Here is a 14,117-nt window from a genome sequence, read left to right as displayed (position 1 = left end):
ATGACCTCCTCCTCCTGAGGAAGTACGATCCAAAGGCCATAGGCCTTTCCAGTGCATTCACAGCTCAAGCATAGGTGGACGGCTGATTCCGGAGCGTTACCGGATCCACGCCGATTGAACTTCCGGCTCCGATGCTGGAATGCACATGCCCGATGCAGATATCAATGGGTAAGATGACAAGTCCATTGCACTGAATAGCAACCAATTGCTTACGGCGACTTGTCCGGCAGATTACGATTATGTCATCTCCTTGCGATGTGCGACGCCCGTCGACTTGCGTTCCATTGCCAACCATAGTCTATGATTTGGTCGCGCGCAGTTGCACGGAAGAACGCCCATACCCTGCCCAACCTTCGAACAGCATATGTCAGTCGGGCGCGATCCAACAGGGCTCATCGTCTTCGTAGTGCGCTTCTACCAACAGGAAGCCTGCGGTCAGGAGACGAGCGGCTACTTCAACATAACTGCATCAATAACCTGCTCAATCTGCATAAGCTGACCATCGCTCACCACTGACGTATCAGGTCAGACGACTTGCCTTCTATTCGTCGACATACGCTGGTGCGCTTCGAAGTTGGTCGAACGATAGCGTCAATACCATCCTTTCCGGTACGATCGCCTTGCTGATCCTGTGGTCGTCTCTTGCTTTTACCGCACCTTGTGTCTCTGGAGATAGCCCAACGCTCGGAACAGTACCAGTGGTTGCAGTCATCTCATGTGGATCAAGTCGAATGGCCTGCGGAGAAACAGCGATCCGGCGCTCACCGATGCCGAGGAAGCCGCCCACCTCAATCACAAGAGCCTCAATCCGGCCATTCCTGTTGATGAGAACGTCCTCAACTTCGCCAACATCCTCGCCCTTTGGATTGTAGATCCTTTCGTTGAGGAGATCCGAGGCCCGCACGACCCAAGGATCGCGTCGGGGCAGGAAGTGAATTGGTCCAGGTGCATCTAATGGTCCGGCGAACCCGGCACTCTGCTCGCTGGCTGCCGGAAGGGTTGGAGCAACTGTTGATGTCTGTTGCGCAGTAGCATCGGAGATCAGGAGCGTTGAAAGAATTATGATTGGAACCAGATTATGTCTCATGACAAACTCCTTGGATCCGAGTGGCTTCCTAAAGCTAACGACTGTGAGATATCAGGGTTCTAGGATCGCGTCGGTCAGGCTGTGCGTGGTCGCCGAACTCCGTCCGCTGCCGTACATGATCTATAGGGGCTTCAGCTCAGCCCTGCGAACTCACCCCGGCATGGTCCGTTGGATCTTTATATCCATACGAACCGTGTTCGAACACTTCTCGCCGCGTGCACAACCTACGGAGCGCAAGATGTCAGAGTTCGTGATACAGCATTGGCTGGAACTGGTGTTGCCGGTTGCTGCGGCTGTAACCTTGGCATTCCACACTAGACAGCACTCCGCCAGGTGGGGAGCCGTTCGGGTGAGGACGCATTCCGCTCGATCAGTCCGGGGCCGCTAGGCCCCCTTGTCAGAGCTAGTCCATCATGTGACGGATGGCATGCACAAGATCGTCTGAGCATCGGTTAAGGATCTTCAGACGGTCGATCATATCCTCCAATCCCGTCATTTGATTATTCTGCTGATGGACTGCGCGTTGGCGCGGCGCCTCACCCGTTACTTCCGAATGACTAGGCATTGTTGCCTCCGTGATAGCAGCCCAACACTGCTTCCACCTGCCGGATACGTCAATCAGGCTGGCCGCGGGCAACTCAGCGCACGGTCATTGATCGTACCGAGTTCTTTCAATTCGTCAGCGCGGCGAGATCCCGGGGCAGGCTCAACGAATAATCTCGCCTGCATTGCGCCCGAGACTATGCGAAAGACCTGAACGGAGACGTTCGACGCGCACGGATGACATTGAACTGTTCGTTACCATCTCCCTGGTCTGGTACCTGAGGTAATTTGAGATCTGTGGCCGGGCTTGGCACTTCCTGCATCACGCCAGTCAGTAAAGTGCGATCCGTACGATGCCAAAAAAGCCAGACGTCCACCGAGGCTCTGCGAAAGAGCTACTTGAAGTATTCGGAAGTGCTTAGGCCCGAATCGGCAAAGGCTGGAGGAAGCATCATGAAGGGAGAATATGTTTTCGATCTGCATCGTATCCTCCTCGGCGAGATGTCTTGGATCTTCCTGGCGGAAATCGTTCTGAGGACAGCGATTGTCTACTCCTGCGCCTTGTTCGTTGTCCGTGCGATTGGAAAGCGGGGGATGGGACAACTCGCTCCCTTCGACTTCGTCATCATCATCGCCCTGGGCTCTGCTGTCGGCGACCCGATGTTCTATCCAAACGTCCCGCTGCTACACGCTCTGGTAGCGGTCACTGGTATCGTGATTCTGACGCGGGGTGTGGCGCACCTGACGCAGCGGTCAAAGTATGCGGAGGAATTGCTCTCAACAGATGCGGTCCGCCTCGTGCGAGATGGCATCATGGACCTCAGGGCGATGGGACGGGAGGGTATCGCCCGGCAGGAGTTGTTCGAGACGCTGAGAAGTGCTGGAGTCCAACAACTGGGAGATGTTGAACGGGCCTACCTGGAGCCGAGCGGCAAGATCAGTGTCTTCCGGCAACCACCCACCCACGAGCCGGATTGCCCCTGCTGCCTGAGGGCGTGGAAGGACCGCTGCGAACTTACAAGGAGAGGGAGACTGTCTTGATCGGGGGCTGTTACACCTGCTGGGAATGCGGCTATGCAGCGTCCTTCGCCTCAGGCGGAACGTTCCCAGGTTGTCGAGTCTGCCAATGCGGGAAGTGGGTCCGGGCCGTGACCAGCGCTCATGAGGCGCTCGCGAACGTTGCATCGTCCGAGTGACGATCCCTCATTGGATTGATCACCAAAGGGCAGGAGGCAGTAAAAGAGCAGCCGTCGTGTGAGCACCTTCCGGCTTCAAAAGCAGCATCTGACACTTATGCCCTGCCCAAGCTCGTACCAAGCGTGTGCCAGCCAGATCGACGCCAAGCTCGACTTGGGTCGTCCCCACCACGCCTGCTGCCGCACGGTCGGCGGCCGTCTCGATCAGGTTGTAACGTAGCCCTATGGCGGTCATGCCAAGTCTCAATACTTCAATGTCGCTTCGGTCTTCATCCTCATCGACGAGCTCCACATACCCGATCTCCCTGCCGTTTCGGCAGGTCGTCGATTTCCGCCTTGGTTGTGGTGTGCAGCATTAAGTTGTTGCCGTGCCAGTACATGCGGCTGAGATCAATGCGGCGCCTTTCCCTCGCCACGTCGAGGCCCCGATTTCCATTACAGCAAACAAGCTCCCGGACGGGCCCCAACTACATTCTTGCTTTTGCCGAGCTCCTCGCCTTCAAGGATCATCACTTCCACGTCCTCAAGTGCCACGACGTCGGCATTCCGGAAGCAGGCAGCCGGCTCTTCCGTCGCGTCGATAGGATTGTTGTAGTAACGATAAAGGTTCGAGGTCTGAGCCATGGATGGTCCGGCCATAAGCGCAAGCGTGGTAGCGCACGCGGGAAGACGCATCCTGTCCTCCTCGATTCAAATTGGCTGTCGGGGTTGCCGGGCAATGTCCAGTATGGCAGCGGTCCCTAGTAGGCAATTGATCCGCATGTGAAGCCGTTCCACACCGGCGTGAAATGCTAGAAGACGCCGATGGTCGGTTAATCTCAGAGCAAGAACGTACAGGTATCCTCATGCTTGGCCGCCATTTATACAGGGGTTGGGTGCTGCCTTCTCGCCGAATAACATCTCGCTCCTTCCTCTGAGTGGAAGATCGTCCGCGAGCGTACCTAGTGTTGAGGCGCAACGGGAACGATCCATCAGGCGTCTTGCTCTTCACAAAAGAGCACCACCATCCTCATGAGCGAGCGAGGGATCAGGTGCTTGGAACAGTCGTCCTGTGGCCTAGGCCATGGGGACCTTCGGAGGAGGGATTTCGATGGGAAAGCGCATCTTGGTTGGGTCGCTGGCGATCACCGCGCTCGCAGGATCATTTATGAGCCTTGGCCATGCGCAGGGTGATCAGGGGCGCAGAGAGTGTGATCGGCTCATCAGCGCACTCGAAGGCATGGCACCTGCCGAGGCCTATGAAGCGCTCCAGAAAATGCGCGTATATCGGCAGGGTAGCCGCTACAAGGCATGCGTCGACACCGGGGTGACATTGCAGACCCGCTCCCCAAGGCATGCAAGTCTTCGGGCCGAACAATTCGTAGGAATGGATGTGTTCAACGAAAAGAGTGAGCAGGTGGGCAACGTCAACCGCTTGGCGCTGGGAGGGGACCAGCGTATCTATGTGCTCATGACATACCGTGGCCCTCGTTGGCCGGGGAACAAGCAGGTGGCTATACCTCTAGAGCGCATAACGCTGGACGGCGGACGGCTGCTGCTACCCGGAATTGGAGAGCAGGATCTTCTTGCGATGCCTGCAGTCCCTGCAAACGGCGGAGTGTACCGGTCGCTTCGGAGCACTGAACTCGTTGCTGTTCTGCGCTACGTCGCATCTGCGACTGATGCTGGGGATATCCGGCGCCGGCCCTGACAGCAAGAGGGCCAGTCGCCAAGGTCTCGCGGTGCCAAGCGTCCATACAGCCGCAACGTCGAGAGCACTTCATAGAACTTGCGGCAACTATACAGGCGGGTGGTCCGTGTGGCGGATTCCGAGGGGGACGGCGCCAATAGCATGTTGAGGGTTTTTGGAGCAAGTGGTGAGTAGTGAACTGCTACCTCCCGTCACTCCAACTGTCGCACTCCATAGAGCATGCCTCAAGAGCCAGCGACCATCCCGTGCGTGCTCGCCCATAAATGGAATACGCTAGCCACAGCGGCGCTCAGGGTCTCAATGACCAGAAAGATGCATTGACCGGGGATTGGGATTGCCACCAATCCCCGGATGCCTCTTGGTCAGAGGACGTCGTCGTTGAACTTGTCGTAGGCCACAGTCGGGGCCGCCGCTGCAAGTTCCGGGCTGTCGTAGGGCAAGGCGTAATAGTCGAGCGTCGGGTACCAACCATATCCCCAGCCATAGTACGGATAGCCATATAGGCCCGCGCCGTAAGCGACATCCCGGTTAACCAAGGTCGCCATGAGTTGTCCGTCGCGGCTGAACACAATGTCAGTGACGTAGCCGAAGCCGAGACCATTCCGCAGCCGGGCGTAGTCCCCGATCAGCTCGGACACGCGCCACTCCCGTGGGCCAGTAGCGACCCAGTTTGGCCCGTCGAAGAGACCGAGATCCTCTGCACGTTCTTCGGTCAGTGAAACCTTGATCCCGTCCTGTGCGGCCGTTAGGTCAACTTTGTTCCACGCTACGCGGAATGCCGCATCACCGATGCCAAGGAATCCACCACCGACTACAACAAGGGCAGTGATCTTTCCATCGGGGCCGACCAGGATGTTCTCGACCTCACCAAGTTGTTCACCCTTGGGACCATAAACATCCTCATCGAGCAACGCCGCAGCGCGCCAGCCCTTATACAGCACATCAGGACCGATCAGGTTAACCTTATCTGCGGCATCCTTTGAGATGAGGGAGAGGCCCTGCTGAGACGCAGGCTTCGTAGCTTCGGCGGCGGGTTTTGGTGCGGGCGTTGACTTCGTTGCGCCTTGACCTTGCTGTGCGTGGGCGGCAACAGGCAATGCCAGGAGGACCAAAGCCGCTGATAATTTGAGCGAGAGTTCGCGCATGCTTTAACTCCATTGAATTGAGAACGTCGCATCGAGTGCGAGGATCTTCGTGTTTCATGACAACGGGCTGCTTCCGACTGAAGAAACGCACACGGCCACTGCTGATGAAACGTGTGAATGCCGCAGATGCTCCGTCTGCGCCGAGGGGAGATGTCGCTTCCCGGTACACACCTGTACTGCGTTCAGAGCCAAACGTTTCGGCAGCCTTCATGCAAGGAAAGATTTTGGCCGCATCAGCAAGGAATAAGCGGCAAGGAAGGCTTCTATGCTATACCTTATGCGCATTTGTCCAACACTTGCCACTTAAACCCACCTTGCAGCACCACGGGTAGCCACATGCAGCAGCATCGTGCAGACTACGTGCCACCCAGAGGGCATCATTCATACGTACAGAGTGCCTTAGGTGAAGGGTGCAACGTGCATGTTTATCACCGTAGCATCCGATGGTGAGATGGTGGATCAGCACGGTTGCCAACCTGAGCCGGGCCCTAAGAGGCTGCCGGGCAGGCGGGTTCTTCACCTTCTGAGGCGGCAATCTCCTTGCCCTGAACGTGGATTTTGCCCGTTGGTGCAGTTCGGATCCATATTGAAGAGGAGGTGGAGAGTATGCCGTGCACACGCTCTCAATTGGTGTCTGGAAGCAGGGACGCTGGACCTCACCGCCGCTGTCCGAGGACAGCGGACGCCGTCTTGAGCCCGTCTCCGTTCGTCTCAAGCGCAAGCCCGAAGTGAGTGAAATCGCGACTCAGGAGGCGGCTTCTATAGCCCGGGTCTTCAAGCCATTGTCCGACGAAATGCCGAATGTCACCCTCGGTTGGCTCCATGCCGCATCCCCCACAGCGCCCCAGGACTGCGGCCAAGGATTGCCAGTTGCGGGGTGCATCTGCGGGCAGGACAGCTGAGAGACGACCCTGGAGATCAAAATTCGACATATCCTGGTCGGTTTGTGGGGCCAGTCTCGAAGCGGCGCGGGCCAAGGTCGGATCGGCCTCCAGGGGCCCGCGGCCATTGTCATGACGCTCTCTGTTGATCTGTTGGAGTGCCAGAGCGGTCTGATCATCGGCCCCTGTCACTATGGACGCTCCACCTGGCTGCATTTCTCTCGGTGTGCCGGCCCCCGCGAAGGTCTGAACGGCATAGAGAGCTTGATTGGGGGCGGCTATGATGCCGAACCCGAACCGATCTAGACCTCTCCTCAGGATGTTCTCGCGATGTGGTGGGCTGTTCATCCAACCCCTGTGCAGATTCGCGACGCTTTCCTCCGTCAGTGGGGAGGGGCACCCCTGGCAACGTGCGATATTCTCTGCCGTCATGTGCCAACGGCTGCCACCGGCCTTGGAGTAGCGGTCGGCGACCGTATTGCCCTGCGGGGATGTGTGGGCGTAGTAGTTTCGCTGCAGCATGTCCTGTGCGTGGCTCTGAGCCGCCTCGTTCAGAGCCGGCCCGAGCGAGAGGGGCTCCAATCCGAGCTCCTGCCGCTCCTCGTTGACGAGTTCGAGAGCTTTCTGCCGAAGCTGATCCAAGTTGCCCGTCTCAGCCGCAGTCATTGGAACGGACCAGCCGACGAGGCTCGCAACAATAGTGAGGGCCGAGGCGAGACAACTAAGGCGTCTCATCCTTGCAGTCCACTCGTGGTGTTAGTGTCGAACCCAGCAACATTAGTCGTCCTCACCTTCGCCGCCCAGCTCGCTGGGGATCTCATCCTCAGTTTCCTCGCAAGGTGGTCATCGGCGTCAATACCGCGTTGAATGGACGGAGGGTCATCCCCTTGAAAGCCGAATGACCCCTCTTCACCCTCCATCTCCTCGTCCGAGGACTCATATGCTTCGTCGCCCTCGAAAATCTCCGCTCTCACAGCGCCAGATACCAGTAGGAGGCCGGCGAGCGACGCGGCGAGAAGGAGCAGCCTGAGAGGCTGGCGGCAGAATGGATCTGACAGCACTGGCATCTTCGTCTCCTGAATTCAACCGGCCTTGACATCATCTCGACCCCGAAGCGCCATCCCGTGCCGCTGATCGTATCTGAACCAGTAAACTCGCAAGATCGTTCGCCATCCTCGGTCCGGGGCAGTATTGATCTTGGTTTCCAAATCTTGGGCTGGAGAAGTTACTCTCATGGCAAACATGAGGGCTGCGGGAGTGTTCCTCTAAGCCTCGGCCGTACCCTAAGAAGGGTACGCTCGGGAACATAGTTCATCTTGGACTGCCGGCCGGTGAAACAGCGCCAGCGGAGTTATCCTGCCGCGTAGCGTGCATTCGCCGGAAGCGCACCTGGTACTTCGGTGAGCGGCTGGTGCCGCCCTCAATCCAGACAGGCGCCCCGGCGCCAGATTCGGCTCCGTGATAGTGACACGCCGTTCCAGATCCAGAATTGACAGCTTGACTATGATGACATGAGTTTCTGCCACAAATCTGGTGCGGGAGACCACGTTCTCAGGAGAGTTCTGTGGAAGGGCCAGCGCAGCCCCGATCGCCAGGAAGTTGGGGGCGTGAGGGTGCGGGTTGGCGTCCACGAAAGCTGAGAAGGTCGTGCGCCAGCGCCGCGCTATGGACGATAGGTTATTGCCGGGCGAGATCGTGGTCGGGAAACTGCACCTCCCGAGCGTGCTCGCCAGGACGGCTGAACTCGCCGAAACAGTGTCGCGCCCAAGAAGGGAGACTCCAAGGAGGATTGGGGCTCGAAGGATCAGAGGGCTGGGACACTGCCTGACAGTTCGTTCCCAGACCCATACGTCTAGGTGCAGCATATGCTTCACCGATGCAGAGCGGGGAACCAACTTGCCTGTACAAACATAAATCTCAGGCCTAGCAGGCATCACTTGAACGTAGGTAGGAATGGCTCCTGGCCTACTATGATGCCTTCCCTTTGGAGCTAAATGGTCCAGCGCCGTACAGGCAAAGAGCAGATCGTTTGCTTTACCTGGGAACGACTGGCATCGGTATCCTGTTCGACGCTTTGAGCATAGGTGCACCAGATAGACGATAGGGAGAAGGACGATATTGCCGGGGCCCGAACAGACCAGCGTCACCCATGATAATTCACCGAAAATTGCAGCAGGGGTGAAGAGACATCATACCCGGCAGGGAGCGGGCACGACGGCGTTCTTAACGACATGCGCTTCTGTACCAGGACCGGACCCCGCATCCTTACTCCATCGCATGGCATGTCTGAACGGCTTTCGCAGTCGTTTAGCTTCAAGCCACAGAGGTCATCTAGCGGCGCAATGCAGATCCGAAGGCGAAGAGGAGATGCAAGAAATGGTGTACACACTTTCTCGATTGGCGCCCGGAAGCTACGATGTGCTCCTGAACGGTGTCGTCGTGGCTGGCGTCGTCCGCGATGACGACAGCAGGGAGGCAGAATGGAGAGTAGAGTTGTTGGCTGACCTGCCGTCTGGAGAGAGGCCCCATCCTTTTACAAAGCTGGAACATACCTTCGGCACACTCGAAGCGGCCCGCAAGTGGCTTGGGAATGCCGAGGTTCTCAGCTCTGGGAAACCAGGAAGGACTAGAGACATACGAGACTTTTCGGAGCTTCGTCCCTGAACCAGATTTCTCGGGGAGTTCTGCACTCTCGTCGCTTCTTTGTGCGGGGCGTTCGAGTCAGCAAGATTGCGGGAAGGCTAGGCATAGCGCACGTGGAACGCCATTGCTGCCCTATACAGTGCGTTGTTCCAACTTAGTGTTTGGTAGCGGAACGTTGTTGGGACCAGGTGCGTTGCGCGATTGAGGAGTACACTTGGCGCTTTGAGAGACTGCGACGCCGAGCTCCTCGCCGCAGGAGGACGTGATGCTCTCCCTTCATCCCCAAGCCCGCACCACCCCAGCCGTCCGTCAGGAGATCGCCCGCTCGACCGAGCCCACGGGCGTGCTGGCCCAGCGCTTCAGCGTGAGCACTGAGACCATCCGCAAGTGGCGCAAACGTGGGGCGCAGGACTGCCAGGACCATTCCAGCCGGCCGCACAATCCGCCGTGCGGTTTCGCCCATAGGCACGGTGGCCCAGATTGCTACGGGTGGGCTTCTGACGGCGGTGGCCGGATTTGTAGACGCCATCGGGTACATCGGCCTAGGCGGGCTGTTCGCGTCCTTCATGAGCGGGGCCAGCGTGTCGCTCGGCGTCGGGCTGGCCGACGGCCACTCTGACCCGGTCCACCAGGGCGTGTTGATGATCGCCTCGTTCCTGGGCGGTGTCACGCTTGCGACCGTTCTGGCCAGTCTCGCGGGAGCATGGCGCCTGCCGGCCATCCTGCTGCTGGAGGCGCTCCTGCTCGCGGCGGCGGTTGTCCTGGTCAGCTCCGGATGGACCATCGCGGCCGCGATCCTCCCGGTCGTGGCCGCGATGGGCGTGCAGAACGCCGCCCTGCAGCCGGTGCACGGAGTGCGGCTGGGCGTGACCTTCATCACCGGCACGCTGGTGAGCCTGGGGCAGGCGCTTGGCCAAATCTTGATAGGCCGGGCACAGCGGCGGCAATTGGGAGGCCATGCCCTAGTGTGGAGCGCCCTGACCGCAGGGGCCGCGACCGGCGCTATCCTGCACGGCGCCTTCGGCCTCATGGCCCTGGCTGTTCCGGCCATTCTGGTCACCGGCTTGGCGCTGCTCAGCGCGCTGGCGGTGCTGGCGAATGGACATCGACACCAGGGTGCTCACTGAGCGTTGTCGCTGGCGCAAGCCGGCAGCCGCGATTGGGCAAACCGCCGTCCCGCCGATTCAGGGTCAAACCATCCCACAGTGTGGCCCTACTACTGAGCCCTGCCGCAAGCAGGCCCGACACTTCAACTGGATCCGACAATGCGCAAAATCGACCCGTTTCTCCTGCTGATCATGGCAGCCGTCGCTGTGGCCAACATCATCCCGGCCCGGGGCGCGGGCGCCGAGATCCTGGACACTCTGGGGATCCTTGGAATCGCGCTTCTGTTCTTTGTCCATGGCGCGGCCTTGCCGCGGGAGGTGGTGATACAGGGCCTCATCCAATGGCGGCTGCACCTCTTCATCTTCGGCGTTACCTTCGTCGTGTTTCCATTGGCCGTGATGCCGTTCGGCGTCCTGCAATCGGCATGGATGCCCGCGGACCTGCTGCTGGGCTTCCTCTACCTGGCGGCGCTGCCGTCGGCGGTGTCGTCCTCCATCGCGTTTACCGCCATGGCCAAGGGCAACGTGCCGGCAGCCATCTGCAGCTCCGCTGCTTCGAATGTCTTCGGCCTGCTGCTGACGCCGGTTCTGCTCTCACTGCTCACCCGAGCGTCCGTGGAGGGCGGCTTCGACCTCACCAAAGCCCTGGGCGATGTGGTGCTCCAACTCCTGGTCCCCTTCGCAACCGGCCAGATCGCGCGGCCATGGCTGGCCGGCGTCATGGCCCGGCACGAGCCTCAGATCAGCCAACTCGACCAGGGCGTGATCCTGCTGATCGTCTACGCGGCATTCTCTCAGTCGGTGGTCGACGGCCTCTGGTCCCGGCTCCCACCAGCCTCGGTGGCGCTGACGGCGGTGCTCTGCCTGGTGCTCCTGACGGTCGTGCTGTCCATTACGGCCTTCGTCGCGCGCCGCTTCGGCTTCTCACGGCGAGACGAGATCGCCGCGGTGTTCTGCGGCTCGAAGAAGAGTCTGGCATCCGGCCTGCCGCTGGCCAAAGTGCTGTTCGCCACCGCTCCCGGCTTTGTCATGATCGTGCTGCCGATCATGTTCTACAATCAGATCCAGATCCTGGTGGGGTCGGTCATCGCCCGGCGTTATGCTCGAGATGGTGCGATGCCGGCCGCTGCAGGCTCTAAGTAGCCGCCGGCTGTCCTGCCGGTTCCCACGGACCCGCACGACGGACGCCGCCGTTCTCACCGGCATCTGACCCTGAACAGGAGTGCCCGGACCATGAACGACACGCCCCGCGCGGCCGCGGACGAGGTGGAGGAGCGGTGGAGCGTGCTCCACGACCTTGAGGATTGGCTGCAAACGCCGATGATGGTGCTCAGCTTCGTCTGGCTGCTTCTCGTCATCGTGGAGCTGGTGTGGGGAACCACCCGTTCGCTGGAGGTCTTCGGCACGGCAATCTGGGTTGCCTTCATCGGGGAGTTCGCCATCCGGTTTGTCCTTGCTCCTCACAAGGGCACGTTTCTGCGCCGCAACTGGCTCACGGTGATCGCGCTGGTGGTGCCGGCCGCCCGCCTTCTGCGCGGGCTTCGCTTCCTCAGGTTCGCCCGGGCGGCACGCGGTTTCCGGCTCGTGCGCATCGTGGGTACCGCGAACCGGGGCATGAACGCCCTGCGGGCCAGCCTCAGCCGGCGCGGGCTTGGCTATGTAATCGGCCTGACTGCGCTGATTGCGCTGCTCGGGGCCGGCGGCATGCTGACCTTTGAGCCTGCCTCTGAGGTGCAAGGCGGCTTCGCCAGCTATGCGGACGCGCTGTGGTGGACCGGCATGCTTCTGACCACCATGGGAAGCGAGTTCTGGCCCAAGAGCCTGGAGGGGCGCATCCTTTGTTTCCTGCTGTCGCTATATGGCTTTGCAGTGTTCGGATACATCACCGCGAGCTTTGCCTCGTTCTTTGTCGAGCGCGATGCGGCGTCACCGGAGACGGAGACTGCGAGCAGTGCCGATCTGGCCGCTCTGCGGGCCGAGATCGCGGCGCTGCGGGCGGACCTCACTTCGGATAAGGCAAGCCACTGATGACGGGCAACCCAAGATGAGGCCGATCTTGAACCGTCCCCGACGCACTCGGTTATCCCCGCTTACTTTGCGCTTCCGGAGGTGGTGAGAATGGATCAGGTTGAGGAATTCGTGCGGGTAGCGCTTGGCCTGGAGCTGGAGAGCAGGGACATCAATGTCCTGCAGATGGGGCTGCGCGCGGCCATCGTCTATGTGGTCACCGTCCTCATGGTGCGGCTGGCCAAGAAACGTTTCATGGGACGGGCGACCGCCTTCGACGTGATCCTCGGCATCATGATCGGGTCCATCGTCAGCCGGGCGGTGACGGGCAACGCACCATTCCTTCCCGCCCTCGTGGCGACCGCGGTGCTGCTCGGCATGCACTGGGTGTTCTCGGGTCTGGCCATGCGGTGGCACGGGTTCGGCACCATGGTCGAAGGCAAGCCCCGGGTCCTGGTCCGCAAGGGCAACGTTGATGTCCAGGCTATGCGGACCACGCACATGACCGATCATGACCTCTGGGAGGACCTACGGGGCAAGGGCATCTCATGCCTGGAACAGGTGGAGGAGGCGCGCCTGGAGCGCAGCGGAAAGCTTAGCGTTATCAAAGCCGATCCGGAGCCCAAGGTAGTGGAGGTGACGGTGCGGGACAGCGTGCAGACGGTCCGGATCTCAATCGGCACTTAGGGACGGTGTCGGCGGCCGGCTGCCGCAGTCCCAAAGCAGAGACCTTGACTGCCGGCAGCCCGGAGCATGCCTCCGGGCTTAAGACGCGCGCTGCATCACCCACGGAGGCACCCGCGACAGCTCCTCGGCCGCATAGGGGACCTAGCACCTGTCGACAGCCCAAGCGGCGGCGCATCCCAGGGTGCAAGGCTCAAGGGTGTCCTGCCTCACCGGCCAAATAGGATCGTGAGCAGCAGGGACGAGTTCTCAAGCCCCTTGAGGGAATGCCTGATGCCGCCGTCGAGGTAGATCCACTGGCCTGCGGACATCTCCACGCTAGTGTCGGGGAGCCCCAGCAGAACGCGCCCCTCCAGGCATTGCAGGGTGATCGGGCCTGGAACTTCATGGGGCGCGATGTCTCGGCCCGTCGGGATCACCAGCCGGATCGCCTCGAACGCGTCAGTCTTCACCAAGGCGGTTGTTTTCGCCCCCGCAAGCCTCTCCCCGAGCGGCTGCAGGTCGACGATGTCGCCGGACTTCACGTGGTTCAACGCCATGATGCTCTTCCTTCCATCTTGCGAACCGCCGCCACCTCCTGCCCTGCGCCGGCAGGCAACTTTTAGACGGCGAACATCCTGCTTCTGGGGATACCCCGTTGAATGGATCGACAAAGCCGGTGGACCGGAATGGTCGTCGCCAACAGGCTCACCGAAGCGCCTGTCCGCTCCCGGTGCGCCTATACCGAAATCACCAGCGCGCGCTGGATCCCGTCAAGCAGCGAATTGTCCTCCAGGGGCTTTTCCAGCACTTGGCGGAACCCCGAGCGGAGGGCCCGCTCCCGCACGGCCGGGGAGGATCTGGCGGTGACCAGGAGCGCCGGCAGATCAACATGCCTCTGCCGCAGGCGCTCCAGCAGGGTGATCCCATCCATCCCGGGCATGGCGTAGTCCACGACCAGGCACCCGCTTCGGGGAAGGGCGGGGTCTGCCAGAAGCCGCTCGCCGCTCTCGTAGACGTGCACCTCCAGCCCCTCCTGCTCCAGGGCGAACTTCAGCGACTGCCGAACGGCCTCGTCGTCCTCAATGACGAGAATGATGGGTCCTGAGGTTGTCGGCATGATGGGGTCTCGGTGCTGCATTGTCCTTGGCATACC

Annotated in this window: 15 protein-coding genes and 1 pseudogene; 8 read left to right on the top strand and 8 right to left on the bottom strand. The window is 60.3% G+C overall.

The window, feature by feature from the left end; all coding sequences use genetic code 11:
• Positions 1-541: 541 nt before the first annotated feature.
• Positions 542-1,087 carry a PRC-barrel domain-containing protein gene (locus tag JKL45_RS11640; protein ID WP_201861296.1) on the bottom strand — a complete coding sequence of 182 codons (546 nt, stop codon included), beginning with the start codon at positions 1,085-1,087 and terminating at the stop codon, positions 542-544.
• A 942-nt stretch (positions 1,088-2,029) separates the two neighbouring features.
• On the opposite strand from JKL45_RS11640, the gene JKL45_RS11635 reads away from it, so the two are divergent.
• On the top strand, positions 2,030-2,671 hold the full coding sequence (locus JKL45_RS11635; protein WP_201861295.1) for a DUF421 domain-containing protein: 642 nt from the start codon (positions 2,030-2,032) through the stop codon (positions 2,669-2,671).
• Positions 2,672-2,845: 174 nt separating this feature from the next.
• On the opposite strand, the gene JKL45_RS11630 is transcribed toward JKL45_RS11635, so the two are convergent.
• On the bottom strand, positions 2,846-3,118 hold the full coding sequence (locus tag JKL45_RS11630; RefSeq protein WP_201861294.1) for a hypothetical protein: 273 nt from the start codon (positions 3,116-3,118) through the stop codon (positions 2,846-2,848).
• A 143-nt stretch (positions 3,119-3,261) separates the two neighbouring features.
• Entirely contained in the window at positions 3,262-3,501 is a 240-nt protein-coding gene (locus JKL45_RS11625) for a hypothetical protein (RefSeq protein WP_201861293.1), read from the bottom strand.
• Between the two features lie 415 nt (positions 3,502-3,916).
• On the opposite strand from JKL45_RS11625, the gene JKL45_RS11620 reads away from it, so the two are divergent.
• The gene (locus JKL45_RS11620) at positions 3,917-4,516 is read left to right on the top strand and encodes a PRC-barrel domain-containing protein (RefSeq protein WP_201861292.1); all 600 of its coding nucleotides are present in this window, start codon (positions 3,917-3,919) and stop codon (positions 4,514-4,516) included.
• A 362-nt stretch (positions 4,517-4,878) separates the two neighbouring features.
• Here JKL45_RS11620 and JKL45_RS11615 read toward each other — a convergent pair whose 3' ends face one another.
• The 3 genes from JKL45_RS11615 to JKL45_RS11605 all read right to left on the bottom strand — a co-directional run bounded on the left by JKL45_RS11615 (position 4,879) and on the right by JKL45_RS11605 (position 7,609).
• The gene (locus JKL45_RS11615; RefSeq protein WP_201861291.1) at positions 4,879-5,661 is read right to left on the bottom strand and encodes a PRC-barrel domain-containing protein; all 783 of its coding nucleotides are present in this window, start codon (positions 5,659-5,661) and stop codon (positions 4,879-4,881) included.
• Between the two features lie 656 nt (positions 5,662-6,317).
• Positions 6,318-7,277: a CAP domain-containing protein gene (locus JKL45_RS11610; protein ID WP_201861290.1), complete on the bottom strand. Its 960-nt coding sequence runs from the start codon at positions 7,275-7,277 to the stop codon at positions 6,318-6,320.
• On the bottom strand, positions 7,274-7,609 hold the full coding sequence (locus JKL45_RS11605; protein ID WP_201861289.1) for a hypothetical protein: 336 nt from the start codon (positions 7,607-7,609) through the stop codon (positions 7,274-7,276). The genes JKL45_RS11610 and JKL45_RS11605 overlap by 4 nt, the downstream gene beginning before the upstream one ends.
• A 1,309-nt stretch (positions 7,610-8,918) precedes the next feature.
• Here JKL45_RS11605 and JKL45_RS11595 point away from each other — a divergent pair.
• The 6 genes and pseudogenes from JKL45_RS11595 to JKL45_RS11570 all read left to right on the top strand — a co-directional run bounded on the left by JKL45_RS11595 (position 8,919) and on the right by JKL45_RS11570 (position 12,985).
• Positions 8,919-9,206: a hypothetical protein gene (locus tag JKL45_RS11595; RefSeq protein WP_201861287.1), complete on the top strand. Its 288-nt coding sequence runs from the start codon at positions 8,919-8,921 to the stop codon at positions 9,204-9,206.
• Positions 9,207-9,450: 244 nt separating this feature from the next.
• Positions 9,451-9,621, top strand: a pseudogene (locus tag JKL45_RS11590) (IS481 family transposase); the annotation flags it as partial.
• The gene (locus JKL45_RS11585) at positions 9,584-10,312 is read left to right on the top strand and encodes a YoaK family protein (RefSeq protein ID WP_312896949.1); all 729 of its coding nucleotides are present in this window, start codon (positions 9,584-9,586) and stop codon (positions 10,310-10,312) included. The pseudogene JKL45_RS11590 and the gene JKL45_RS11585, both read left to right, overlap by 38 nt.
• Before the next feature lie 138 nt (positions 10,313-10,450).
• On the top strand, positions 10,451-11,434 hold the full coding sequence (locus JKL45_RS11580) for a bile acid:sodium symporter family protein (RefSeq protein ID WP_201861286.1): 984 nt from the start codon (positions 10,451-10,453) through the stop codon (positions 11,432-11,434).
• A gap of 90 nt (positions 11,435-11,524) precedes the next feature.
• Positions 11,525-12,319, top strand: a complete 795-nt coding sequence (locus tag JKL45_RS11575) for a potassium channel family protein (protein WP_201861285.1) — start codon at positions 11,525-11,527, stop codon at positions 12,317-12,319.
• Between the two features lie 90 nt (positions 12,320-12,409).
• A complete protein-coding gene (locus JKL45_RS11570) occupies positions 12,410-12,985 on the top strand; it encodes a DUF421 domain-containing protein (RefSeq protein WP_201861284.1) in 576 nt (191 codons plus the stop codon).
• Between the two features lie 206 nt (positions 12,986-13,191).
• Here JKL45_RS11570 and JKL45_RS11565 read toward each other — a convergent pair whose 3' ends face one another.
• Entirely contained in the window at positions 13,192-13,521 is a 330-nt protein-coding gene (locus tag JKL45_RS11565) for a cupin domain-containing protein (RefSeq protein WP_201861283.1), read from the bottom strand.
• A gap of 179 nt (positions 13,522-13,700) precedes the next feature.
• The gene (locus JKL45_RS11560) at positions 13,701-14,081 is read right to left on the bottom strand and encodes a response regulator transcription factor (protein WP_201861282.1); all 381 of its coding nucleotides are present in this window, start codon (positions 14,079-14,081) and stop codon (positions 13,701-13,703) included.
• Positions 14,082-14,117: the final 36 nt, after the last annotated feature.

The organism is Microvirga soli (assembly GCF_016734765.1).
Classification (GTDB): Bacteria; Pseudomonadota; Alphaproteobacteria; order Rhizobiales; family Beijerinckiaceae; genus Microvirga; species Microvirga soli.
Note: the sequence above shows the minus strand (reverse complement) of the source record. Positions and strands in the feature narration are given on the sequence as shown.